This window comes from Micromonospora sp. SCSIO 07396 (assembly GCF_053667945.1).
Window position 1 is genome coordinate 6,646,932 of sequence record NZ_CM132210.1, and the last position, 24,997, is coordinate 6,671,928.

Genomic DNA, 24,997 nt, shown 5'->3' on the forward strand with positions numbered 1-24,997 from the left:
CCGGTCGCCGTGTGGAGGGGAGAGGCGTGCCACCACGCAGACCCAAACGGGTGAAGGGCCAGCGCAGGCCGGCGGAGCCACAGCAGCCGCAGCAGGCGGTACCGCATCAGCCGACGGTTCCCCAGACGGAGTCACCGGCCGCGCGGCAGCAGACGGAGCAGCCGGCCGCGCCGCAGCCGCCGTCGGACGGTCAGCCGGATGCTGCGGCTGACCGGTCCACACGCCGGAAGCTGCTGCTGGCGGCAGGTGGGGCGGCGGCCAGCGCGGTCATCGGAACGGTAATCGGCGCAGTCGCCAACCGGATCACCTCCTCAGAGCAGGCCGTACGTGACGACCGCGCGGTCGAGCAGGCCAAACGGACCGACGCTCAGCGGAAGCCGCCGATCTCGGTCAACGCCTACTACTACAGCCGCTCCAGCGAGCCGGCGGCCTGGGTCCTGCCCGCGCCGCTGACCATCGACCAGCGGCAGGAACTCCTCACCGTGCCGCGGTCACCCGAACGCGAGGGTCCGGAAGATTTCCCGGAGGTCGTCTCCGGGAGGCCGAGTGACGCGGGTGGACGCTCCCGACTGCTCACCCGGATCCGGATCTCCGCAGTCGGCCAGTGGACCGGTCCAGTGTTCGTCAAGCAGATCCGCGCTCGAGTGCTCAAGCGCTCCGCGCCGATGTCTGGCACCTTTCTCTACCGGGGAAGCCAGGGCGACGGACCACCACTGGAGATCGGGTTCAACCTGGACGAGCAGGACAGCATCGCCCGTGTCATCAGTGAAAAAGACCAAACGCTCGGAGTGGCCTACGTGGACCGCCGCGCGCTGACCCTCGCGCCGGGTGAACCGCTGACCATCGATGTTCAGGCGTATACCGACCGGTCGTACTGCGAATGGATAATCGAACTGGATCTCGACCTGAACGGCGAAAAACGCGTCCAAGTGGTCGACGACCATGGCCGGCCGTTCCGCAGCAGTGGCTTGGCCTCCCGCTATCAGGATCGGTACTACGTGCACATCGTCAACGGCTGGACTCCGGACGGCGCCGGACCACCCGACGGGAAATTTTGAGCACCGGCTGCCGGCAGACCGCCCTGCTCGTCGTCATCCTCATCCTGCCCGCGTTGTTGGCCTTCGGCGGGGTCCGGCTGCTCGGGACCCGGGACAGCGGAGAACGCGAAGCGGAGCCACCCCTGCCATCGAGTCCGGTCGTCCCCTCCCACCCGGTCATCCCCTCCGGCGCGGTCGACTCCGGCCCGGACATCGACCTGTCCGCCCGGATCACCGGCACCAGGCACGGCACCGAATTGACCTTCCTGATCTCCCGGGATCGGGCCGCGGTGGGACCGCCGCCGCAGATCAGAGACTGTCGCCGATTCGCGGAGTGGGCCGTGCAGAACGGCGGCATTCCTACAGGCTTCGAGCCCATTCACACCCTGTCGATGCACGCGCGGCGCAACGTCGACGTGAGCGGGGTATCGGCGACGGTGGTGCCTATCGCCAAGGTGCAACTCACCGAGCAGGACGGCCCGTTCGCGGAGTTGGCCTGCCGCGACGATACCCCGGCCCCCACCGCCACGCGACGCAACGAGGACGAGGCCCTCGACCGGCCTCACGTCCTCACAGCCGGACAGACGATCGAACTGTCGGTCCCACTCAAGACCTCGTACGACACCGGCGAGACGTTCCCACACGGAGTGGTCGACTACCAACTCAAAGTGCGGATAGAGATCGATGGGGCGGTTAGGGAACACCTGCTACGCAACGGCTCCGCTCCCTTCCGGTGCTGTGGGCGCACCACCGCCGTGGGCTACAAGGCGGCCCGGTACGAATGGCGGCTGGCGCCCGTCCGCTCGCTGCGGTACTGCGCCGAACTGCGGTATCCCATGCCTCCGCCACCGGAGGAGTGTGCGATCAGGCAACGCTGAACCAGGTCCGGGCCGCCTCGGGCCGGGCATGGGTAGCCCGAGTGGGCGTGTGGGCTGCCGGTCACCGCGACGAGCGTCCGGACCTCCTCGTTGTCGGGATGCGTGGCTACACCGACACCGGGGTCATCGGCGCACCATCCCTTGCCACCGCGAGTAAGGGGAAGGCGGTCCTGGACAGCCTGACCGCCTCGTTCGCGAGCGCCCTCGCTGTGCTCCGAGACCCTGCACAGCACTGAACGACCTCTGGGCAAGAATCGAGGCGCGTTCGATGCAGCGAGGCCCGGCGTCTGCGGCATCGGCGTTCGCTCATGTTGCTGCGCGGGCACCTGAGGGCCGTGCTACAGGATGGTGACGTCGACCGCCCGGGCGGGGTAGCCGTCCTGGCCCGGAACCTCGTAGCGGCATCGCACCCGCTGGCCCGCTTCGAGGCTGCGGTACTCGTTCGGTCCGGCGACAATGTGCGAGAAGTGCACCCATACGGTCAGGTCGACGTGGTCGAGAACGACACTCCCCCAACCTTCGTCGAGGTGCCAGGTCTTCACCACTCCGGTGTCCTGTAGGCCCTGGTCGCTCATATGCCTCAAGGTATCGCCCTCGGCGAGGGCCTGGCAGGGGATCGGGGGTTACGCCCAGGCGATGACCCAATCGGACGCCCTCCCGTTCCGCCCGGCATCGGCTCATCCCGTCCACCCGGACCGGCCGTCTCACACCTGTCAGTGGGGGCGGCGGTCGGGCCAGGGCCCGTCAGGTCGGCGTGCCCGTAGCTGTGGTCAGATGCCCGTGCATCAGGATCCCGTCCCGTTGCAGTCCTGTCTCGATGTCCCGTGCGGGGTAGCGGGCGACACCCGCGTCGTTGAGGATCTGCATCACCGTCGGATGCGGCTGCACGTCGTCGACCGCCGCCTGGAGCACGCCGTCCACGTGATGCCCGCCGGCCGTCACCTGGGCCGCGGTGCCGGCATGGAAGGCGAACATCACGAAGTGGTAGGAACCATTCTCGGCGCGAATCTCGTACACCCCGGTCAGTGTCAGCTCGCCCGCCTCGAAGCCGGCTTCCTCCACCGTCTCCCGGCGGGCCGCGTCCTGCGCCGACTCTCCGAACTCGATCTTGCCGCCGGGCAGCAGCAGCCATCCTGCGTACGGGCCGCGCTGCTGCTGGACGAACACCACCTCACCAGCAGCGGTGGAGATGATCGTCAGCGCGGCGACGGTGGGCTTCGTAGTCACAACTGCCTGCCCTCGGTGCCCGGGCTGATGGTGCCGCATCGCGTATCAGCGGTTCGCTGGGCGTTCATGGCGCCTTAACGGCGACGGTAGGAGCCTTCAATCATGCCCGGCCTCGGTGGTGTCGGCTCATGGGTGGAGCGCACCGCGCGGTCGGGTCGCGGGACATCCACCATGTGCGCCGACAGTGCGGCGCGTTTCGCCCTGCCCGGCCTCCATGTCGGACTGAGCTGTCGGAGTACCGGGGTTCGGAGCCTGCGGGTGCGATGAGTTCCCGTTTGCTCGTCTGGGGTGGGACCGCCGGGTCGCGCGTCGAAGGTTCGTGTCGAGGGTGTTCGACACGCGGTCGGGCGCGTCTACTGGTTCCTGGCATCACGGATGCCGGACCGGTATTCGGGGCGGCGAAGCGCGCGCCCTGTGGCCGGCGCGACGGCTGCGCGCTCCGCAACCTCTCGCGAAGCTGCCTGCAGGGTTGATTCGGCTTCGGCCGGCGACGGCAACGAACCACACAACCAGGAAGTGATGACATGACTACCGCAAGTGGGAGCGTTGTGCGGGATCCCGTGGCGCTGCGGGCGGCGATGGTGGCGGAGTTGGGAGAGGACACGATCAGGTCACAGGCGGTGGCTGCGGCGTTCTCGGCCGTGCCGCGCCACCTGTTCGCCCCAGGAGAGCCGCTGGACATGGTGTACGACTCGAACACCCCGCTGGTGACGAAGACCGGTCCGGACGGCAAGGCGCTCAGCTCGGTGTCTGCGGCGCACATCCAGGCGGTGATGTTGGAGCAGGCCGAGATCGAGCCGGGGATGCGGGTTCTGGAGATCGGCTCGGGTGGGTACAACGCGGCGCTGATCGCGGAGCTGGTCGGCCCGCAGGGGGCGGTGACGTCCGTGGACATCGACCCGGAGATCGTCGCGCGAGCCCGCGCCTGCCTGCAGGCCGCCGGCTACGAGGACCGGGTGCGGGTCGTGCACGCCGACGCCGAACACGGTGTGCCGGAGCAGGCGCCGTACGACCGGATCATCGTCACGGTCGGCGCGTGGGACATCCCTCCGGCCTGGATCGCCCAGCTATCCGAGCACGGCCGGATCGTGGTGCCGTTGCGGTTCGCCGGCCTGTCCCGCTGCGTCGCCTTCGACCTGGCCAGAGGGCGTCTGGTCAGTCACAGCTACTGCCTCGGAGGGTTCGTGCCGATGCAGGGCGAGGGCACGTACTCCGAGACGCTGGTGCCGATCCACGGTGATGCGACGCTGCGCATCGACGGGCCGGATCCGGGCTTCGACGTGCCGGCGCTGCGTAAGGCGGTGCACTCGCCGAGGATCGAGCGGTGGTCCGGGGCGGCGTTCGACATGCCCGACGAGCTGGAGCTGTTCGTGGTGACCAGCGCACCCCACGTGCCCTTCCTGTACGCGAGCCAGCAGCTGGTGGACCAGGGCGTGTTCACCCCTGCGGTGACCTACGGCACGGCCGTCGTGGTCGAGGGCGGCAGTCTCGCCTACCGCACGAAACGGGAGAACGAGGACCTCGGCGGGTGGGAGAGCGGTGTCTACGCCTACGGCCCGCAGGCCGAGGCGGTCGCTGACCGGTATGTGGGGCTGTTGCGCCGCTGGGCGGCGGACTTCCGCCGTCGCGGGGCCGCCCGGATCGAGTACCTGCCTACCAGCGCGGGCGTGCCGGACGGCTGGTACGTGCCGAAGCGCCACGGCGTCGTCGCGGTGTCCTGGCGTTGACAGCTACCGGCGTCCCGGCCGGGACGCCGGGTGGAGCACAAACCCCTCGAAGGAGGCTGTCGTGTCGATCATGACCGAGGAGCGGACCGCTCCGTCCGTGTCGCCGGTGGCGGTGGACGGGAAGAAGGACGAGTTCGGGCCGGACGACTGGGAGCTGGACATCAGCTTCGTCGAGTCCGGCGAGGGCGTCGACAAGCTGATCTACATGACGAACGACGGGTGCGGCAAGACCTGCCAGTCCGCCTGCACCAGCTGCCCGAAGTAAGACGCAGATCCGGGGTGCCTGGTCGCGTGGCGTTCGCCGCGCGGCCGGGCGCCTCACGTTCGCAGGGGAGGACGTGTGTACCGGCACCTGGACGCGCTGGTGGTGCGCGCGACTCCCTGCCCTCCCGACCGGCTGGTCGGCTGGTGGCCGGACCTGACCGGCGCGCAGGACGCAGCGTCGTGGCGGTGGTGGTTGGGGCAGGTGTTCGCGGCGCCGCGGTTCGCGGAGGCGGTGGAGCTGGCCAGTCCCGTGCTCGCCGACCGTGTCCGCGCGGTGTGCGACGGCCGGGTCGGGGAGGGCGAGGCTCGGCGGGTGGTGATGTCGGTCCTGCGTTACCTGTTGCGGATGCGTGGGCGGGCGACGCCCTACGGCTTGTTCGCCGGGGTCGCCGCCGCGGGTCTGGCCCCCACCGCCGCCGTCCGGTTCGGTGACGGGCACCGGGCGGTGCCACGGGTACGGGCGGCGTGGCTTTCGGGACTGGTCGACGGGCTGGAGGCCGATCCGGTGCTTCGGCCGCACCTGATGGTCCGCGCCAACAACCTCCTGACGTGCCGCGACGGGCAGATCGTGCTCGAGCACCGCACCCACCAGAAACCCGGGGAACGGCCCACCCAGGTGCACGTGCGCGCCACGGGCCCGGTGCTCGCGGCGCTGACGGGGGCGGCGGACCCGATTCGACTGGGGGATCTGGCCGTCGCGCTTGCCGCCGACCACGGCGCCCCCGTCGGGGTGGTGCATTCGCTGCTCGCGCGGATGGTGTCGCAACGGTTCTTGCTGACCGCGCTACGGCCGCCAACCACCTGCACCGACCCGCTGTCCGCCGTCACCGCCGGCCTTCAGCAGGCGGTGGCCGACGCCGACGCCGGCACCCCCGGCGACAGCGCGCTCGCCCAGGCGCGTGCGACGCTCGCCGTGCTGCGCACCCTCTCCGAATGGGCCGTGTCGGACACCGCGACGCCTGGTGCGCGGCTGGCCGAGACGATGACGGGTCTGCACCCCGCCGACGAGCCGCCGGTCGCGATGGACCTGCGGCTGGACGCCGACGTGCGTGTTCCCGAGGTGGTAGCGGTAGAGGTGGCGAGCGCAGCCGGCGCGTTGGTGCGTCTCGCCGCTGCCGGTAGTGGGGGGTGGGTGGCGTGGCACCGCCGTTTCCTCGAGCGTTACGGACCCCAAGCGGTCGTGCCGGTTCGGGACGCGGTGGACGCTGATCTCGGCCTGGGTTACCCCGCCGGTTACCGCGGCGCTTCCCCCGCGCCGCCGCCGGCCCTGACCGCGCGGGACCGGAAGCTGATGGCCCTCGCCCAGGACGCGGCGCTGCGACGCGAGCATGAGGTCGTGCTCGATGACGTCGCCATCGCCGACCTCACCGGCGGCGCACCCGTCGTGTCTGTCCAGCCGAGCACCGAGCTGACCGTGACCGTGCATGCCCGTACCGCCCGGGATCTCGACCGGGGCGAGTTTCAGCTGGAGGTGGTCGGCGTGTCCCGCAACGCCGGCACCGTCACCGGCCGGTTTCTCGACCTGCTCGACCCTGCGGACCGGAAGCGAATGACCGGCGAGTACGCGGCGCTACCGCAGGCGACCCGTGGCGGGTTGCGAGTCCAGGTGTCGGCGGCGGCCCTCTACACGGTCACCGAAGACGTGGCCCGCGCCCCCCACGTGATGCCGCACCAGGTCTCGCTTGGGGAATACCACGACAACGCGCCCGACCGGATCGCGCTGGACGATATCGCGGTCACCGCTGACGCCGACCGGATCTACCTGGTGTCGGTCTCCCGACGGCGCGTGGTGGAGCCGATCGTGCTCAACGCGGTCGAACAGGTGCACTACACCCTGCCGATCGTGCGGTTCCTCACCGAGGCCCCCACTGCCTTCACGGCACCGTGTGACGGCTTCGACTGGGGCGCTGCGAGCGGTCTGCCGTTCCTGCCCGCCCTGCGCTACCAGCGGACCATCCTGTCACCGGCACGCTGGCTCCTACCAGCCAATGCCCTGCCCGCCCCCGCGGCGAGCTGGTGGGAGTGGAGCCGGGCACTGGCATCCTGGCGTGACACCACCGGCTGCCCGCCGGAGGTGTACCTCGGCGACAGCGACCAGCGCATCCGGCTGGATCTCGCCGAGCCGGCGCATCAGGCCCTGCTGCGCGACCACCTGCGCCGTACCCCGACCGCCGTATTGCGCGCCGCGTCCCCGTCTGACACGGCCGGCTGGATGGGCGGACGCGCACACGAGATCGTCGTCCCCTTGGCCGTCACAGTCGATCCGGCGCCACCACCACATACGCTCGCCACCGCACCCGTGGTCGACGTCCGCGAGCACGGGCATCTCCCCGGCGTCGGTGAACACCTCTTCGTCAAGCTGTACGGCCATCCCGACCGGCAGACACGAATCCTCACCCGCCACCTTCCGTCCCTGCTTCGCCAGCTCGACCCACAGACATGGTGGTGGTTTCTGCGCTACGGAGACCCGGATCCACACCTGCGGCTGAGGTTGACCGGTTCCGCGAACCTCGCCACGCTCGCCGAGTGGACGGCCGGGCTGCGCCGCGTCGGCCTGATCGCCCGCGTGCAGATCGACACGGACTACCCGGAGACCGGCCGCTTCGGCGGTCCCACCGCCGGCACCGCCGCCGGGGTCTTCGCCGCCGACTCCGCAGCCGCCGTCACCCAGTTGGCTGCCATCGACCGTGGACGGGCATCCGATGTTCGTGCGGTGACCGCAGCGAGCCTGCTGCACCTCACGACCGCCCTGATCGGTGACACCACCGCCGGCATGCGGTGGCTGATCGACCACACCCGCCCGCAGCGATCCGCCCCACTCCGCGACGTGTACCAGCGCACGATCACGCTCGCCAACCCCGACCAGACCGGCCTGGACGTACTCGGTGACGGCACCGAACTGCGGGCTGCCTGGCAGCGGCGCCGCGAGGCGTTGACCACCTACCGTGCCACCATGCACGGTGCCGGGACCGCCGCAGACAGGGTGCTGCCTGACCTGCTGCACCTACACCACACCCGCATGATCGGCCCCGACCCGGACAGCGAACGGGCCTGCCTGCACCTGGCCCGCGCCGCCGCGCTGAGCTGGACCGCCCGACCCCGGAACGAACCATGAGCCCTACGCACCCGCACGCGCTCGCGGCGTCAACATCCATCGCCGAGGCATTGGCCGATCCACAAGCCGTCCCACTCGCATTCGCGGGGCGGGCGAGGCCCCAGTCCCTCGCGGGCGGCGCGGTCGGTATCGCCCTGCTGCACATCGAACGAGCCCGCACCGGCCACGGCGACGACGTTGCCGCCCACGCCTGGCTGAAACTCGCCACCTCCCAGCCGATAAGTACCGGAGGCAACGCCAACCTGTTCCACGGCGCACCCGCACTCGGCCTCGCCCTGCACGCCACCGGCGCATCCCGCTACCGGCGTGCGCTGGCCGCACTCGACGACACCGTCCTCGCCCTCACCCGAGCGCGCTTGGCCGCCGCTCATGCCCGCATCGACCGAGGCGATCCGCTGCCGATGCGCGAGTTCGACCTGATCCACGGCCTGACCGGCCTCGGCGTCTACCACCTGCACCGCCACCCCGGCCACCCCGTCACCCGCGACGTGCTCGCCTACCTGGTCCGCCTCACCCACCCTCTACCCGGCCAACACGACACCACCGGACTGCCACCGTGGTGGATGCGGGTCGGCCTGTCCGGCGAACCCGACCCCGACCACCCGCACGGGCACGGGAACCTGGGAGTCGCCCACGGCATCAACGCCGTCATCGCGCTACTGGCCCTCGCCGTCCTTCGAGACCTGACCACCACCGGCCTGCGCGACGCTCTCGCCCACCTCTGCTCCTGGACCGACCAGTGGCGCCAAGACGACCATCTTGGCCCCTGGTGGCCCGGCTACCTCATCCTCGACCACACCGGCCGCCCCGCACCGTCGCACCATCCCCGGCCCTCCTGGTGCTACGGCATCGCCGGCACCGCACGGGCCCAACAGTTGGCCGGCGTCGCTCTCGACGATCCCCGCCGGCAGGCAGTCGCCGAGCGCGGGATCCTGGCCGCGCTGCGCGAACCGAACCGAACCGACCTCCTCCCCGAGATCGGCCTATGCCATGGCAAAGCCGGCCTGCTCCACGCCGCATTCCGCATGGCGATCGACGCCCGCAGCCCCGCGCTGGCCGCTGAACTACCCAATCTGGCTAGCCACCTCGCCGCCCAGCTACTGGGCGAGCCGACGACCGACCCGGAACTCATGGACGGCGCTACCGGCGCCGCACTCGCGCTGCACGCCGTCGGCACCGGAACCCCACCCATGTCCAGGTGGGACACGGTCCTCCTGCTCGCCTGACACCATCCGACCCGCACACCGGCCCTTCAAGGAACGCAATGATGCCGTCGCCGTGGCTTCAGATCACCGTCGAGCTGCCCGATCCGGACCGAGCCGAGCACACCGCTGTCACCCACCTCGCCCCCATGCTCATGCAAGCGGAAGCCGACAGACACATCACTGGCTGGTTCTTCATCCGCAAGACACCCCAGTGGCGGCTGCGCTACCTCCCCACCAACGCGACCACCACAGCGCGGAAGCACCTCTTCAGCCGCCTCGACGCCCTCATCCGGGAAGGGCACATCACCCGCGCGGTCGAGGTCGTCTACGAACCCGAGACCCAAGCCTTCGGCGGTGACCACGCGATGGCGGTCGCCCACAGACTGTGGCACGCCGACAGCCGACACCTCCTCGGCTACCTCGCCACCACCGCAACAGAAACCACCAGCCGTCGCCGCCGTGAGATCTCGATCCTGCTCGCCAGCACCCTGCTGCGCGCGGCCGGCCTCGACTGGTACGAACAAGGCGACGTCTGGTCCAAGGTCGCCCACCACCGCCCCCCACCCGACACACCCAGCCCAGACAAGACCCCGGCTCTCCAGGCAGCGCTGCGCCGGCTCATGAGCACCGACGCGAGCAGCCTCACCCACCCGGCCTGGCCACACCTGACAGGGGCGATCTGGGCCGCCGCGTTCACCACCGCCGGCCGCGACCTGGCCCACCTCGCCGGCACCGGCGACCTCCACCGCGGGCTGCGCGACGTTCTCGCCCACCACGTCATCTTCGCGATGAACCGGATCGGCCTGCCCGCGACCACCCAGGCTGCCCTAGCCACCAACGCCGCCACCGCCATCTTCGGCCCATACCCCACCACCCCACCAGCCACCGACCACCACGGGACGACGGTCACCACAGCCAGGGAGGAAACCGCTAACTGATGGACCCGACCGGGGCACAAGCCCGCAGATTCCCCCTCGTCGCCCGGCCCCGACCCGCCTGCACCCCACTGCCCAAACGGGTCGCCGACCTGACCCGCCGCGCTGCCGCCGCCACCCGCGACCACGACCCCGCCACCGCGACCGCCGTGATCAACCTCGCCGCGCTGCTCGCATCAGACTGCGGACGACCCGACCTGGCCCACCAATGGTCGACACGCCTCGCCCACACCGCGCTGGCCCACCCCGCCCCCGACTTCCGAACAGCAAGTCACAGCCTCGAACCCATCATCAACCTCGCCCGGCTACGCACCCGCGCCAGCGACGGCACCGGAGCGTGGAAACTCCTCGAAACCCTCCACCGCGCCATCGCGTCCCACACCGACACGACCATCGACGGCATCCTCATCCCCGCCGCACGCCTCGCCCCAGACCCCACCGCACACCGCGAACTCCGCCAGTGGCTCTGGACAGTCCTGCTGTCCAGCGGCGCACACGCTCTCGCCACGGCCGGCCGATGGGACGACGCCTACCGCCGGCTCCACCACCACAACGGCATCGGTCGACGCATGCTCGACGGCCGGCAGATCGCCGTCATCTCCCACGCCACCACCGGCAAACACACTCGCGCCCTGGAACTCCTACGCGACACCGCACCAGGCGAACCATGGGAACACGCCGTCACCGCAGTCCTGACCCCGCTGTGCCAGCCAGCGCCCACCGCGAGCACCACTCGACAACACGCCGTGGCCGCTTACCAGACGCTGGACACCACAGCGCCAGGCCTCGTCGTGTTCCACACCCGCCTCGGAATGTGCCTCATCGACGCGCTCGGCGGCTTCGCGCAGCCAGCCGCACAACCCATCGCCGCCGACCTCATCGAACGAGCCAGCGACGATGGATACGCCGCCCGCGACGTCCTCGCTCACCCCGGATGCCACGCCATCCTCACCCAACGACAAGCCGAACAACTCACCGACCAGGTCACCGCCTGCGGCCTGGGCACCGGCCGTATAGCCGCACCCTTGTTGGCCGAACTCGCCGTCGCACTGGAGGCCGCCGAAGCCGTCATCCGTGAATGACCCACCGAGACTGGACGGCTCCCGGATGCGGACGACGCGAGAAGCCGTCCGGCGAGTCATTCCTTGTAACGGGCCTAACCGTAGGCCAGCCCCAGTACGGAATGCTGGCACCTGAGCAGTGGATAGAGCTGTTACCGCCTCAGCTTGCCAGTGACGTGGCCGTGGGTCGTGGCGGTAGGGGGTGCTGAGGCATCGACGTTGGGTGTGGGGACGGTACAGAATGGGCGGTTCGAGTTCGGGCTGGCTCCCAATCATGGATGCTGGGCACCCGCAGGGACAGTTGCACCGCCGCTTCACCGTCCGGCACTGCGGCCATCCGCTGCCACGCCACCGCCTTCAACAACTCCGCGTCCGTGTGCGCGGACCCGTTGTGCTCGATATCCGCGATCCCGGTCGTTGGGAGCGCACGATCTGCATCGCCGCCCCGGAAGCCGTCTTCACTCCGTACGTACGCCCACGGCCCCGCACGTGAGAACCCGACCCGTTTGGTGCGCACCTCCCGACACGACATCCGAGGTCACAGTCTTGCGGCCACGAAGTCAGCCAACCGTGGCCCAAGCCGGGTGGCTTCCTCGCATCCGGTCATGGTTTCAGCCCGCGCCACCGTTTGAAGATTTACTTCCTTGATGTCGCGATGGGAGGTTCTGTCCAGCTCATATTGTGGCGAACCTAAGCCCTCCCGTCGCGAAACGAAAAAGACGCAAAGCTGGCGGTCAACCCTCGCCCTGCAGATACTCGACATACAAAAGCTGCTTACGGTATTCGATACTTGGCTGGTTGTCTGCACGCTGGCGACCAATAGAGCTTGAGGCGGCAGCGAATGCGTCTACGAGCCAGTCGACTGCAGGTCCTTCCTTCTCAGCTTCAAAGAAGGCCTCGACCTCGATCGTGCCCTGCTGAGCATCACTGGAGGTTGCGAGGTCCGAGAATCTAGGCGGATCCTCGACGGCGAGCATCTCGTCCATAAATTGCGCCGCCTCGTCGTGCAGTTCGCTTGCGGAAAGTCGCCACCCGTCTCGCCTTCGCGGAATGACTCGTAAGACGATTCTGCCCTCCATTTCTGCGTCAGCCCCCTAATGATACCGAGTTGGCACGGCCGGGATTCAGCCCAGCTCAGTAGCTGATCTGCATAGCGCTGAGGCCTAATTGGGTCTTGGTGTACTTGACGGGAATGTTGGCCGCATGGGCAAACAACTCCCCGTCCCATTTCACCCTTCCAACCCCTAAACCCGCGATAATAGATCGTTACGAGTACTGCTTGAATCTGAACCAGAGGGTGGTTCGGGTATCCGGCGAGCCGGCTCACAGATCCTCCTTGGATGGCTGTCTTTACCACAACGACAACCATTCAGGTGGGTTACGAGGAGCTGGCCCTAGACCACCTTGAGCGAAACACGTCGTTCATCGGCTATGGATCAGCCAAGAGAGCCAGATTAAGCATCATGTGCACCATGCCACCTACTCTCGCCCCCACCTCTCGCAGCGAGTCGCACAAAGAGTGCGTCGCGCCGCACCGGATAAATTGGAAATACTTGGGCAATTACTCCTACTTGACAGGGGTCCATTGGATTCAGTCCAGCTTGGCGCACTAGTGCGAAACAATTCATTCGAGATGTGACCCTCCTCACCTGGAGGCTCTGCCCTTGATGCCTTACCGCCAGGGTCGCGTCCCTGCCGGAGCGAGCAGGTCGAGCGCATCGGGCCGGGACAGCCGAGCGCACGGTTCGGGCCGCTCAAGCGGGCGGCGAGTTGACTCCACTGGACGCCGTACAGCTCCCTGATACCTGGCCGGCATCGCTCGAAGTGCTGAACTCATCCGACCTGACATGCCAGGCGGTGTCGAAGGTTCGTGTCGAGGGTGTTCGACATACGTCGACCAGCTTCTACTTGTCCCGTCGACAAGATCTCGGCTGCTGCCAGCAGTCGAGCGTTGGCCAGTCGGTGATCCCTACGCCGAGCTTGGGCGCCGTCGTGCTCGAACGGCTTTCCTGAATACCGCGATCGACACTCCGTTGACCCGGCGGCACAATAGTCCCATCCGGGCTAGTGTCAGTCCCGGTCGTGCCGACCACTGTTGACGGAGCAGTCGTGTACGCGAACAGTGCACGGTGAAGAGGCCACTCTCATGATCGATCCGCAGCAGCTTCAGGATGCGAAGCACGCCCTCGGCGGAAAGCTCCGTGAGCTGCGCAAGGGGCGCGGCCTTTTGCAGAGAGATGTCGCGCAGCGGGTGTGCAGTACCCGCAGCACGGTGGCGAATGTGGAGGCCGGCCGGCAGGTGGTCGACCGGGTCTTCTGGCAGCAGTGCGACATGCTCCTCGGCGCCGACGGCGGACTCCTCGGCGGCTACGACGCCTACCGCCGGCTGCAGGAGCGCTATCAGTCCGAGCGGGCCGAAGCGGCACTACGCGCCCGGTGGGGCTCTGCTGCGGTGAGGGCCTTGGAGTCGAACGAGACCAATCCGAGCCTTGTGTCGGTTCGCCGACGGTCCGCCCCCACTGCACATTCCGGCGGCGATCTCGCATCGACGATCGTGTCCATGCTCGGGCAGGCTGCCCATGGCGCCAGGGCGGATCACACTCTCGCCGCGCCCGGTGGACGCTACTTCCCGAGCGCCCCTGTGGCGGTCGAGATCTATCCGGCGGTCGATGACGGGAGGATCGTCGCCACGATTCCCAGGTCCGATGCCGGCCGGCAGTGGCGGTGGCCGCTGCAGCGTCGACTCGTCGCCGGACGAGTGTCCACGGCCAAGGGCGAGGGGGTGTTCGTCTTGGACTCCCGCCAGGCGTCCCAGCGCATGGTCGGCATCGGCGACGGTGTCCGCCTGCTCATCCCTCGCGCCTACCAACTGGACGAGATCACCGCTGCGGTGTTGTGGGCCGTGGCGAATCTGGACCAGTCGCTGCTGCTCGACGACGCTCGCCTCGACGCCTCGCGAGCCGCCACAGCGGAGTACAGCCGTCTGACCAGGTCCGCCGTCAGCGGCGACATCGTCCAGGACCTGGAGGACGTGTCACGGCTGTGGCTCGGCTCGGCGTTCTGCGCCGACCACATCAACCGCCAGTCGGCCGACCTGACCGAGGTGCCCCATTTCTGGACCCGTGAGCAGACCGGTGAGGAGGCCAGCACCTGGCTGCTGTTCGGGCATAAGCTGCGCTATCTGGCCGCGACCGCGGCACGGTTCAACAGCAGCTCGCAGCAGGCGACGAGGCTGTTCTGCGTCCCGCGGGCGGCGGTGGACGCGACGACGCAGTCAGAGCGGGTTCTCCTGCTGCTGGCGGTCGCGTTGATGGAGTCCTTCGGCATCGACGTCGCGGTCACCGACGAACCCGAGTACAGCGCGCTGCCCGGCCTCGTTCTCACCCGGCAGCGCGCGATTGTCGCGACGTGGATCCGCGCCGATGGCGTGTGGCACGTCGATGTCACCGGCCAGCGCGCCGCGCTGGCCGAGTACCACGACGCCATCGGGTACGCACGAGCTCATTCCCTGGTCGCCGCTGACACGGCCGGTTCAAGGCTGCATGCCCTCGCCGACTATCTGGACCTCGACTGGACCACACTGCGGAGCCGGTGCGCCGAACTCGGTGACTACGGGCTGGCCGGGATAGCCGAGCCGCGCAGCCGCCTGCTGTCCCTCGACGGGGCTGATCGGGCGTGCCGCTTCGTCGGCTCCCTCCCGTAATAGGCTCCCGTCACCACCACCGCCGTATGCCTGGGAAGGATCCCGGTGTCCTCGAACCCGACAAAGTCTGCGCCACGCGTGGTGGTGTTCGGCCTTGGCGGCACTATCGCCATGACCAGCAGCCCCGGCGACGCGGTGAGCCCCACCCTGTCCGCCCAGCAACTCGTCGACGCCATACCCGGACTTGCCGCGACCGGGATCGACATCGAGGTGGTGGAGTTCCGGCGTCGTCCCGGCGCCTCCCTGACCTTCGCTGACGTCACCGAACTCTCCGCCGCCGCAGCCGATGCGCTGGCCGCAGGTGCGACCGGCGTCGTGGTCACCCAGGGCACCGACACGATCGAGGAGACCGCCTACCTGCTCGACCTGCTCCACGACCGGCCCGAACCCCTCGTGGTCACCGGCGCGATGCGCAACCCCACCCTCGCCAGCGCCGACGGGCCCGCTAACATCCTCGCGGCCATCCACACCGCCACCTCCCCGCACGTGCGAGGTCAGGGCTGCCTCGTCGTCCTCGCCGACGAGATCCACGCCGCCCGCTGGGTCACCAAGACCCACTCCACCAGCGCAGCCACCTTCCGCTCACCGGACACCGGACCCCTCGGCTACATCCTGGAGAACGCCGTGCGGATGCTGAACCGGGTGCCCCACCGGCTGCCCGTGCCCGTGCCGAACCCCGCCCGACAGGCGACCGTCGGCCTGCACACGGTCACCTTCGATGACGACCCCGCCCTCCTCGGCGCCGTCGGCATCCACATCGACGGCCTCGTCGTCGCCGGATTCGGCGTCGGCCACGTTTCCGAATCCCTCGTCGACACCCTCACCACCCTCGCGGAACAAATCCCCGTCGTCCTCGCCTCCCGCACCCCCGCCGGGCCGACCCTCACCCGCACCTATGGTTTCCCGGGCTCCGAGCAGGACCTCATCGCACGCGGCCTCATCCCCGCCGGCTGGCTACACCCCTACAAAGCCCGCATCCTGCTCCGCGCCCTCATCAACGCCGAAGCGAAGCCCCAGGACATCGCGACAGCGGTAACCACCGCAGGCGGGCTCACCGACTTCACCGCGTGGCCCTGGCCCATCGCCCTCGACAGCAATGGCCATTCGGAGAGGAGCACCACGAATGCGTAGTCACGAACTCGCCCCAGGCCGCATGATCGGCGTCGTCTTCGACCACGGCGACGACTTCTTCACCGCCCTCGCCGACACCTGCCGAACGCATGGCATCAAGCAGGGCTACATCCCCGTCTTCATCGCCGGCCTCAGCACCGCGAAGATCGTCGGCACCTGCCAGCGGCTCGACAACCCCGACGCCCCGGTCTGGTCCCACGTCGACCTGACCAACGTCGAGGCACTCGGCGGCGGCACCATCGCCTGGGACGAGACCACCCAGACGATCACACCCCACATCCACATCACGGTCGGACTGAAAGAACACAGCGCAACGGCCCACACCAGCCACCTGTTGGACGCCACGGTCCAGTTCCTGACCGAGATGCTCATTATCGAGATCAACTCCCCGACGATGAGCCGCCTACCGAACCCTGACCTGTACGACGTGCCACAACTGCGGTTCGACCAACGAGGCGGCACCGAGACGTAGTCCCTACCTGGACAACCTGATACCGACTCGGCCCAGCCGGGTCCGCAGAGACTTTCGGCACCTACGCACGAAGACCGCCTGGCCCCGCAGCAGTACCGAAATCCACCCGACCAGGCCCGGACGCCCTGCCGGACAACGCAACCAACGACCCACCACAGGCCACGACGTCCACATCGTCACGGCCCCACCCAGCACTAACACATCAAAAGAACACGACAACAGCCAAGCCTCGACCCCGACGATGAGGTTAAAGATCAAGTTAGGCCTGGTCATACTGCTCCCAGAACCGTGCCCGAAGCTGGTGTCGCGCGGCTTCACTCAGATCGACTTCACCGAGCCGTTCAGACAGGTCGGTTAGTAAGGCTTTGTCGATGTCGCGGGGGATCGATGGTTTCCCGGCGGTGAGTTCCGCCAGGGCCTCCGGCGTGGCGGAACTGCGGAAGGTCGTCAGGACGTTGGTGACGACCGAGCTGATCTGTTCGGCAAGGTCAGAGGGATCCTCGTGATTCGTCGTGTCCGTCCTGATGTCGAGGGCCCCGCTGGACGCGGGCACGGACGACAGGCGGGGTGCTCGTGAGCCTTCCTGCGCGGTGAAGCCCGTCAACGGGGCCTTGGCGCGCGGGTGCCCGCCCGGCGGCACCGCCATCGGTGACGGCACCGCCGAGGGTATCTCCGCCTTCGTCACGGCGGTGTCGATGGCGTCCGGAAATATGATCTTGAGCCCGTCGGCCGCCCGGATCAGATGCCGGCTGATGCCATGGGGCCGGTCCTGCCCGTTGGGGACGGCGAGCAGGATGACCTGCACCCCGTGCACCTGGGCCTCCTCCACGGCCTCGGTCAGGTCATCGTCTCCCGAGACGAGGACGAAGACGTCCGCAACCGCGTTGCGCGCGTGCATCACCAGGTCGAGCCCGATGCGCAGGTCGACGCCCTTCTGCTGGCCGTCGACGCCGAACCGGCCGAGCCGCAGCTTGACGTTGGGCAGTTCACCGATGAACTGCTGCGAGCCGTCGGGTACACCGTCTCTCGCGGAGTCGTACCAGTGCACGCGCAACATCGGTAGCTCCGACAGTGCCTCGGCCTGCTGGACGAGCGCGTCGATCAGTGACTCGTAGTCGACCTGAATCCCGTTCCGCAGCGACGTCCCCGTCACCCGGACCGCTGCGGCGCTGAGCAGGTAACCGACGTCCACGTACAGGGAGCATTTGGGCCTCACGATCCACAGGATGCCACCCCCGTGCCGCAACTCTCGAGGCCGCGGCCCGGCGGCGCAGTGCGGCCGCCCGCAGGCAGTGGCGTCCGCGATCGTGACATCGCGCCGTCCTGGGGTCGGGGCGTAGCACCACGCCTTGGTCAAGGACAGGACCAGGCCGACGGTCGAGCCGGCGATGAGGGACCGTTTCAGGAACGACGCCGAGCAGCCGGCCGTCGGCGCTGGCGCAGTTGACCGGGCCGGCCGCGACAACGGCGATGAGGCGGGCGTGGCGGCGGAGCATGGTGAAGCCGTGCGAACGCGACCAGCATGGTGGGGCAGCGGCACCGCCAGAGACAGGCTCCGGCGATCTTGATTCGGGCCGGTCAGCTGGTGCTGGACTCTGCCCGCTTCGTACAGCATTGAGGGTGTACACATCCAAGAAGGGAAGGACCGCACCACAACGAACCTGAGATGCGGCTCGACGCCTTTGTCTACCGTCTTCGTAAGATCATCGATCTTGCACACATGATCTTGATCGATATCGACTACCTTCGTTCGCCACCGAATGTGAGACAAAGTCGTCGTTTGACGGGCCCTGGGCTAACCGGAAGACGATGGTTAGGTGGCGTTTCGAGACCTTGCTTGTTCTTGGCGTACCTTTTCGAGGAGGGCGGTGTCGGCCTCAAGGTCGGGGTGACCGACCTGTCGGTCGAGGTCGACGACGTGTTCGAGTTCCCGGATCGCCTGGTCGAGGTCACCGTTCGCCCGGTGGACCATCGCGATGTTGTACCGGGTGACGGCTTCGCCGGCCCGGTCGCCGACATCTCGTTGGATGGGTAGGGCTTGGTGGTAGTGGTCGAGGGCCCGCTGTCGATCCCCCAGGCTGTGGTACACGCGGCCGATGTTGGTCAGGGTGGCCGCTTCGCCGGCCCGGTCGCCGACCTCCCGCTGGATGGGTAGGGCTTGGTGGTAGTGGTCGAGGGCCCGCTGCCGATCCCCCAGCCCGTCGTACACGCGGCCGATGTTGGTCAGGGTGGCCGCTTCGCCGGCCCGGTCGCCGACCTCCCGCTGGATGGGTAGGGCTTGGTGGTAGTGGTCGAGGGCCCGCTGCCGATCCCCCAGCCCGTCGTACACGCGGCCGATGTTGGTCAGGGTGGCCGCTTCGCCGGCCCGGTCGCCGACCTCCCGCTGGATGGGTAGGGCCTGGTGGTAGTGGTCGAGGGCCCGCTGCCGATCCCCCAGCCCGTCGTACACGCGGCCGATGTTGGTCAGGGTGGCCGCTTCGCCGGCCCGGTCGCCGACCTCCCGCCGGATGGGTAGGGCCTGGTGGTAGTGGTCGAGGGCCCGCTGCCGATCCCCCAGCCCGTCGTACACGCGGCCGATGTTGTTGAGGGTGGCCGCTTCGCCGGCCCGGTCGCCGACCTCCCGCCGGATGGGTAGGGCCTGGTGGTAGTGGTCGAGGGCCCGCTGCCGATCCCCCAAACCGTCGTACACGCGGCCGATGTTGTTGAGGGTGGCCGCTTCGCCGGCCCGGTCGCCGACCTCCCGCCGGATGGGTAGGGCCTGGTGGTAGTGGTCGAGGGCCCGCTGCCGATCCCCCAAACCGTCGTACACGCGGCCGATGTTGGTCAGGGTGGCCGCTTCGCCGGCCCGGTCGCCGACCTCCCGCCGGATGGGCAAGGCTTGGTGGTAGTGGTCGAGGGCCCGCTGCCGATCCCCCAAACCGTCGTACACGCGGCCGATGTTGTTGAGGGTGGCCGCTTCGCCGGCCCGGTCGCCGACCTCCCGCCGGATGGGCAGGGCTTGGTGGTAGTGGTCGAGGGCCCGCTGCCGATCCCCCAGCCCGTCGTACACGCGGCCGATGTTGGTCAGGGTGGCGGCTTCGTTGCCCTGGTCGCCGGCCTGTTGGTACATGGTCAGGGCCTGTTGGTAGTCCTCCAGCGCCGGCCAGGGCCGACCGGTCGACGACCGGGCCAGACCCCGCTGATAGAGGGCATCGGCGTCCGGGCCGAGGGTCAGGGTCGCGGTGGCCATAGCCTCGACTGTGGCGAACCGCGACGTACGTAGCCAGAATCGGCATGTCCGGCCACCGATGTCCCGCGCGATCTCTGCCTGCTGGCCGGCGACAGCGAGCCGGTGCACCTCAACCCATCGGGCAAGGAGCCTTTGTCCGGTGGGGTTGAGGATCCAGAGTTGGTAGAGGGACTGGGCGGCGTCGGCGCATGCCTGGGTGTAGTCGTCGTCGGTGAGCAGGGGGCGGACGAGGGGGTGCAGGATGTTGGAGACGTAGTAGCGGGGCTCGCGGGTCTCGGGGTCGGTGCCCTCTTCGAGGAGGCCGAGTTCGACGGCCCGCTGGAGGTGCCGGGCGGCGTCGGGGTGCGGGTGCAGGGCGTGGACGGTGGCGGCGGGTACGGGTAGTTCGACGACGTTGATCCGGGCGAGCATGCGGCGCAGTTCGAGGGGTTGGGAGTCGAGCAGGTTGTCGGCCAGGACCGTCTCGCGGCGGAACCTGTCGGCTTCGCCCTCGATGGCGGCGAGCAGGCCGTCGACATCGAGGGTGGCGTCGTTGACGATCCGGTTGAGCCAGTCGAGCAGGCGGGGGTTGCCGGCCGCCGCCTCGATCGCCCGGCTGCGGATGGTGGGGTCAATCCTGGATTCGGGGCGCAGGTTGGTCAGGTTGGCGATCTTCCTCTGTTCGACGGGGGTGAGGGTGTCCAGTGCCTCGACGGTGAGGGTGGTGCCGGGCGGGGTGGGGAAGCGGTAGCGGCTGGTGATGATGACGCGGCTCGGGCTGCCGGTGTCGCGGATGGCGGCGAGCAGGGCGGGCAGGATCTCGGCCATCGCCGGGGCGAGGACCCGGCTGCCGTCGTCGCGGGTGTCGAGGTTGCCGGTATTGAAGTCGTCGAACACGAACAGGCAGGGCGTCCCGCCGAGCGGCCCGTCGACGTCGAGCAGGTACCGCAGCCGAATCGGAAGCGGGAGCTGCTCGTTGTCGAGGAGTTTGGCGGCCTCGGTCCTCTGGTCGACATCGTCGAAGCGGACCTTGTCTATCAGTTCGCGGAACTTGATGGCGTCGACCCGGCCGTACCAGACGGCGCGCTGGTGGGTGGGCATGCGTTCCAGGAGCCGGGAGGCGAGGCTGCTCTTGCCGAGCCCGCCCATGCCGGCCAGCAGCAGGCCCTGCGTCGCGCCGGGGGTGTCGGCGGGTTGCCGCAGGGCACGCAGGCAGCGCTGGATGACCCGCCGCCGGCCGACGAACTCGGCGCGGGCCGCGACCCGGGACAGTTGGGTCTGCGGGTCCAGGAACTGCTGGTCGGCGGCGCGCACCTGCAACCGCCTACGACCTTTGGTGTGTAACGGGGTGACCAGGGGTGCCAGCGGGGACCGGTCGGCGTAGACCCGCAGCAGATGCCAGTAGCTGCTCTTCTTGTCGTGGAACAGGTGGCGGCGGGCCTCGACGACGGCCCGGTCCAACGGCCCGCCGTCGGCCAGGGCCCGGTAGAGGGCGGCGGCGAAGTCGGTGGCGGAGACGTCCCCGACCGGCAGCGCCCAGCCCAGCACCGCAGGGGCACCGGCGGCGACCAGGCTCTCACTCATCGACGGGAACACCCCGCCCTCCGGGGCGTCAGCGGTCAGGCAACCGGAGACGAACACCAGCCTCGGCCAGTGGCCCTGCATCGCCTCGGCGAGCTGGTCGACCGTCGCCCGGGTGGGTGCGCCGTACTCGTCCTCCAGGAGGAAGACCGGCTGCCCGCCGGCGGTGGTGGCGTGACCGCTCAGATGCAGCACGTCAAAGTAACCGGGCCCGTAGTCACGGCTGAGGAACCGCAGCCCCTCCAGACTGCCGCTCTCCTCCACCACCAGATCGGTGCCGGTACGTCGCGTCGCGGCCAGGATCGCCGCCTCCTCGGCCTCGAAGTTGAGCACCGGCTCCACACCCTCGGGCGAAGCTGCCATGAACAGCACCCGCAACGGCCGGTTGCCCGGCGCGACCGGGCCGGTCAACGCCGCGTGGGTGCCGACCGTCCGGACCGGCAACAGCGGTGCCCGCCCGGCCACCGTCAAGAACGCCCCCTGCCGGGCCAGCAACTCCCACGGCAGGTGCCGCAGTCGCTGTTCGGCGGTGATCCGCAGCACCGCCCCGGTGCGACCGGCCAGGATCGGGGTCAGCCACCGCTCATCGCCGTCGAGGAACTCCGCTAGCCGGCTTCCCAGCTCGGCCAGCCGGGCCGCGCCGTACACCCGCTGGGCGGTGACGTCGGAACTGTAATCACTCCGTACCAGCGCGATCAGCTCATCGACCGCGGCCCGGTCCAAGCTGCGGGTGCGGGGCGGCTGGCCGTCGACGGACAGCCGCAGCTCGTAGTAGGTCGAGGTCTGCGCGAAGATCTCCAGCTCGATGTCTTGGGTATGCTGCGCTGAGCCCTTGGCGGCGACCTTCCGCTGCAGTAGGGAGGGCACATCACTGGCTGCGAGCTGGGGCGGCGTTCTGGGTGGTGCGGCCGGCTGGGGCAGGAGACGGCGAAGCGCTTGCGGGTTGATGAGGGCGAACGGTTGCCCGCTCGCAGCCTGGGCCGTGTCGGCCCGATCATCGCTGACCAGCGCACGAAACCTGCGGGCGGCCAGCCCCACGTCACGTTCGATGGCGGAAGAGACCCGGGCGAGTACGCTCATTGTTGTCGCGGCCTCCGACCTGGTGGCGGCGTTGAGCAGCAGCTCCCGGACGCCGTCGACGAATTCGTAACGGCCGGCCGGTCCTTTCACGGCGCGTAGTAGTCCGCTGAGCACCACTTCGGCGATATGGGCCGGTACGGTCTGTCCGAACACTGCGCGCTGGACCAACCCCATCACCGGCAAGGCAGGCGTCGTGGTCGCAAGGCATCGGGCAAGCTGGTACGCCTCCGGGGAGGCGGCGGCGCGGAAATCAACGACCCGGCGCCGTGGCGAATTCTCCGCCAACGGTTCAATGGGGCGGTTTCTGCTGCCCCCGCCCAGATAGGCGACGGCCACCGGTTCCCAGGCGCCGCCGTTCGCGACCGCAGTCGCCCAGCGTCCGAGCCACTTTCGGTTGATCTCGACCACCGGTACCGCGACCACGTTGGGTGGTGGTCCCGGCAGGCCGTCGTAGGGTGCGAAGCTCAGCTGGACATTTGGGCATGCGGCCGACAGCGCGACAGCGCGCCCGAGCGTTGCCGGCGCCCCGGTGCGGTGCCACAACCGCTCAGGTAGCGGCTGCAGGATGACCACCGGCCCCCGACGTCCCCAGGTTGCCAGAGCATCGCCGGCGGCACCGCCGTGCCAAGCGGGCCCCGCGCAGTCGCTGAGCACCATGATCAGATGACGGCTGCCGGACCGCAGCACCGCCCGGGGTGACTGATCGTTGGTGCTGCCAATCGGTGCCACGGTGACCCGCGAAGGTCTGTCGGTGGTGATGCTCCAGACGGTCACGTTCCGGAAGATGCCGGACTCGACGAGTGTGTCCCGTAGCTCCTCGGCGAGTTGTTGCCACAGCGTCATGGAGGCGCCGGCGTCAACGACCAGGGAAAGATCAAGCCACCGCTCGTGAGCTGGTCGGACTACCGGTAGCCACACTCGGTGGCCGAGGGCTTGGTCGGCGATGCGGTCGGCGGTAGCCTGCTCGTCGATGGTCACCCCGTACGGTGAGGGGACCTGGCGTTTCAAGGGCCGCAGCGCTCGTTGCAGCGACAGCCGCTCGCCGAGGGCCGGCGCGGCCGGCGCCAGCAGATCGGTCGTCCCGGGACCGTCGCCATCGCCTGCCGTACTGGTACGGATGTGAAGCGCGTGCAACGACGGATCCTCGCCTGGCAGCTCCACCAGTAGGTCAGAGCGGGGCGGCAACGCGGGTGGGACCTCCGGGGGGACAGGTGCGGGCGAGCTCATGGTGACCTGGCCCGCCGCCAGACCGTCCGGTGACTTGGGAAGCGGGGCCGGCGCTGACCCCTTGAGTTGATGCGCCAGCCACAGAATCTCCGCCAGCTCTCGGGGACTGGCGGTTGTCCCCCTCAGCGCCGTGAGCGCGGCGCTGAGCTGGTCAATCTTCATCGAGGATCGATACCGGCGCGGATAGGTACGGCATCATGTCCTGCGCCAGCGAGGCTCGGTCTGGCGCGGAGGCTACGCTGGTGAGGTAGATGGCATTGAGTAACTGGTCGGTGGCGAGTTCTCCGCTGGCTTGGCGGGTCAGGAACTGCTCGATGATGTCGGCGCTGTCGGCTGCTTGGCCTGCCAGGTGCGCCTGGACGATTTCCTTCAGTTTGTCCTCGTCCGGCTGCGGCAGCTCGACGCGAATGCAGCGGCGCAGGAAGGCGGGCGGAAACTCGCGTTCGCCGTTGCTGGTCATTACCACCAACGGGAAGCTGCGGCACCGAACGCGGCCTCGGGTGATCGTGATCTGGGTGGTGCCCGCCACGTCGAGGATGTCGGCGCTGTCCAGGGTGGCCCGGACGAGCTCGGGAATCTCGTACTCGCCGTCCTCGAAGATGCCGAGCAGATCATTAGGCAGGTCGAGATCGCTTTTGTCGATCTCGTCGATGAGCAGGACGCGGGGATGGTCGCGTGGTGCAAGTGCGGTCCCCAGCGGTCCCAGCCGCATGTGCGCGCCGATGTCCTCCACGCGCGCATCCGACTCCGCTTCCCGCCGGCTTGCGGCGTACAGGCGACTCAACGGGTCGTACTGGTAGAGGCCGTCCCGCAGAGTGGTGCGGCTGCTGATCGACCACCGCAGCACCGGACCGAGTCTCAGCTCGTGGGCGACGGCGTACGCCAGAGTGGTCTTGCCAGTGCCGGGAGGACCGGTGACCAGCAGCGGCCGGCGCAGATACAAAGCGGCATTGACCTGCTGCACCGTGCGTTCGTCCGGACGGTACGTAGTGGCCCGCACCAGATCAGCAGGGGAGATGTCGGCTGGTGGGGCCGCCAGCGCCGGCCCACCGTCGAAGACCCGCCACGGTGGCGGTGCGGGGAGGCGCTCGATGCCATCGTGCGGTTCGCCCGTGCCGGTGTAGATGTGCCAGTCGGTCATCATGG

Annotated in this window: 17 protein-coding genes and 1 pseudogene; 11 read left to right on the plus strand and 7 right to left on the minus strand. The window is 68.8% G+C overall.

All coding sequences use genetic code 11. The features are described 5' to 3' along the window. The first annotated feature begins 50 nt into the window (after positions 1-50). A complete protein-coding gene (locus tag ACWCHM_RS29445; RefSeq protein WP_454220633.1) occupies positions 51-1,058 on the plus strand; it encodes a hypothetical protein in 1,008 nt (335 codons plus the stop codon). Continuing rightward, complete coding sequence (locus tag ACWCHM_RS29450; protein WP_454220634.1) at positions 1,055-1,915, plus strand: hypothetical protein; 861 nt, start codon at positions 1,055-1,057, stop codon at positions 1,913-1,915. Before ACWCHM_RS29445 ends, ACWCHM_RS29450 begins: the two co-directional genes overlap by 4 nt. Before the next feature lie 338 nt (positions 1,916-2,253). On the opposite strand, the gene ACWCHM_RS29455 is transcribed toward ACWCHM_RS29450, so the two are convergent. Together ACWCHM_RS29455 and ACWCHM_RS29460 are read right to left on the minus strand one after the other, a co-directional pair. Then, entirely contained in the window at positions 2,254-2,490 is a 237-nt protein-coding gene (locus ACWCHM_RS29455; protein ID WP_454220635.1) for a cold shock domain-containing protein, read from the minus strand. Positions 2,491-2,659: 169 nt separating this feature from the next. Beyond that, entirely contained in the window at positions 2,660-3,142 is a 483-nt protein-coding gene (locus tag ACWCHM_RS29460; RefSeq protein WP_454220636.1) for an NUDIX hydrolase, read from the minus strand. A 548-nt stretch (positions 3,143-3,690) separates the two neighbouring features. Here ACWCHM_RS29460 and fxlM point away from each other — a divergent pair. From fxlM to ACWCHM_RS29490, 6 genes are all read left to right on the plus strand, one after another. Beyond that, complete coding sequence (gene fxlM / locus ACWCHM_RS29465; RefSeq protein WP_454220638.1) at positions 3,691-4,869, plus strand: methyltransferase, FxLD system; 1,179 nt, start codon at positions 3,691-3,693, stop codon at positions 4,867-4,869. 70 nt (positions 4,870-4,939) lie between these two features. Continuing rightward, positions 4,940-5,134, plus strand: a complete 195-nt coding sequence (locus ACWCHM_RS29470; RefSeq protein WP_454223209.1) for an FxLD family lanthipeptide — start codon at positions 4,940-4,942, stop codon at positions 5,132-5,134. A gap of 75 nt (positions 5,135-5,209) precedes the next feature. Beyond that, a complete protein-coding gene (locus ACWCHM_RS29475) occupies positions 5,210-8,248 on the plus strand; it encodes a lantibiotic dehydratase (RefSeq protein ID WP_454220639.1) in 3,039 nt (1,012 codons plus the stop codon). Beyond that, positions 8,245-9,474, plus strand: a complete 1,230-nt coding sequence (locus tag ACWCHM_RS29480) for a lanthionine synthetase C family protein (RefSeq protein ID WP_454220641.1) — start codon at positions 8,245-8,247, stop codon at positions 9,472-9,474. The genes ACWCHM_RS29475 and ACWCHM_RS29480 overlap by 4 nt, the downstream gene beginning before the upstream one ends. Before the next feature lie 41 nt (positions 9,475-9,515). Next, positions 9,516-10,391: a thiopeptide-type bacteriocin biosynthesis protein gene (locus tag ACWCHM_RS29485; protein ID WP_454220642.1), complete on the plus strand. Its 876-nt coding sequence runs from the start codon at positions 9,516-9,518 to the stop codon at positions 10,389-10,391. Further along, a complete protein-coding gene (locus ACWCHM_RS29490; protein ID WP_454220644.1) occupies positions 10,391-11,470 on the plus strand; it encodes a hypothetical protein in 1,080 nt (359 codons plus the stop codon). Before ACWCHM_RS29485 ends, ACWCHM_RS29490 begins: the two co-directional genes overlap by 1 nt. A 713-nt stretch (positions 11,471-12,183) precedes the next feature. Here ACWCHM_RS29490 and ACWCHM_RS29495 read toward each other — a convergent pair. Beyond that, the gene (locus ACWCHM_RS29495; RefSeq protein WP_454220645.1) at positions 12,184-12,435 is read right to left on the minus strand and encodes a hypothetical protein; all 252 of its coding nucleotides are present in this window, start codon (positions 12,433-12,435) and stop codon (positions 12,184-12,186) included. Between the two features lie 1,160 nt (positions 12,436-13,595). Between ACWCHM_RS29495 and ACWCHM_RS29500 the strand changes: the two genes are divergently transcribed. Genes ACWCHM_RS29500 through ACWCHM_RS29510 form a run of 3 tightly spaced genes read left to right on the plus strand, consistent with a single transcriptional unit; the run spans position 13,596 to position 16,755 of the window. Continuing rightward, on the plus strand, positions 13,596-15,152 hold the full coding sequence (locus ACWCHM_RS29500) for a helix-turn-helix transcriptional regulator (RefSeq protein ID WP_454220647.1): 1,557 nt from the start codon (positions 13,596-13,598) through the stop codon (positions 15,150-15,152). A gap of 45 nt (positions 15,153-15,197) precedes the next feature. After that, positions 15,198-16,283 (plus strand): asparaginase, encoded by a 1,086-nt coding sequence (locus ACWCHM_RS29505; RefSeq protein WP_454220648.1) that lies wholly within the window; start codon positions 15,198-15,200, stop codon positions 16,281-16,283. Next, the gene (locus tag ACWCHM_RS29510) at positions 16,276-16,755 is read left to right on the plus strand and encodes a PPC domain-containing DNA-binding protein (protein ID WP_454220650.1); all 480 of its coding nucleotides are present in this window, start codon (positions 16,276-16,278) and stop codon (positions 16,753-16,755) included. Before ACWCHM_RS29505 ends, ACWCHM_RS29510 begins: the two co-directional genes overlap by 8 nt. 259 nt (positions 16,756-17,014) lie before the next feature. Here the strand turns inward: ACWCHM_RS29510 and ACWCHM_RS29515 are convergent, their stop codons facing one another. From ACWCHM_RS29515 to ACWCHM_RS29530, 4 genes and pseudogenes are all read right to left on the minus strand, one after another. After that, positions 17,015-17,947, minus strand: a complete 933-nt coding sequence (locus tag ACWCHM_RS29515; protein WP_454220651.1) for an NYN domain-containing protein — start codon at positions 17,945-17,947, stop codon at positions 17,015-17,017. Between the two features lie 621 nt (positions 17,948-18,568). Next, positions 18,569-22,411: a tetratricopeptide repeat protein gene (locus tag ACWCHM_RS29520; protein ID WP_454223210.1), complete on the minus strand. Its 3,843-nt coding sequence runs from the start codon at positions 22,409-22,411 to the stop codon at positions 18,569-18,571. Positions 22,412-22,588: 177 nt separating this feature from the next. Further along, a pseudogene (locus tag ACWCHM_RS29525) lies at positions 22,589-24,013 on the minus strand (SAV_2336 N-terminal domain-related protein); the annotation flags it as partial. Next, on the minus strand, positions 24,003-24,992 hold the full coding sequence (locus tag ACWCHM_RS29530; RefSeq protein WP_454220652.1) for an AAA family ATPase: 990 nt from the start codon (positions 24,990-24,992) through the stop codon (positions 24,003-24,005). The pseudogene ACWCHM_RS29525 and the gene ACWCHM_RS29530, both read right to left, overlap by 11 nt. Between the last annotated feature and the right edge of the window lie 5 nt (positions 24,993-24,997).

Coding starts and splice junctions, on each gene's coding strand:
- ACWCHM_RS29455 (WP_454220635.1), bottom strand. CDS start 2,490: ATGAGCGACCAGGGCCTACAGGACACCGGAGTGGTGAAGACCTGGCAC.
- ACWCHM_RS29470 (WP_454223209.1), top strand. CDS start 4,940: ATGACCGAGGAGCGGACCGCTCCGTCCGTGTCGCCGGTGGCGGTGGAC.
- ACWCHM_RS29495 (WP_454220645.1), bottom strand. CDS start 12,435: ATGGACGAGATGCTCGCCGTCGAGGATCCGCCTAGATTCTCGGACCTC.
- ACWCHM_RS29490 (WP_454220644.1), top strand. CDS start 10,391: ATGGACCCGACCGGGGCACAAGCCCGCAGATTCCCCCTCGTCGCCCGG.
- ACWCHM_RS29485 (WP_454220642.1), top strand. CDS start 9,516: ATGCCGTCGCCGTGGCTTCAGATCACCGTCGAGCTGCCCGATCCGGAC.
- ACWCHM_RS29500 (WP_454220647.1), top strand. CDS start 13,596: ATGATCGATCCGCAGCAGCTTCAGGATGCGAAGCACGCCCTCGGCGGA.
- ACWCHM_RS29480 (WP_454220641.1), top strand. CDS start 8,245: ATGAGCCCTACGCACCCGCACGCGCTCGCGGCGTCAACATCCATCGCC.
- ACWCHM_RS29530 (WP_454220652.1), bottom strand. CDS start 24,992: ATGACCGACTGGCACATCTACACCGGCACGGGCGAACCGCACGATGGC.
- ACWCHM_RS29510 (WP_454220650.1), top strand. CDS start 16,276: ATGCGTAGTCACGAACTCGCCCCAGGCCGCATGATCGGCGTCGTCTTC.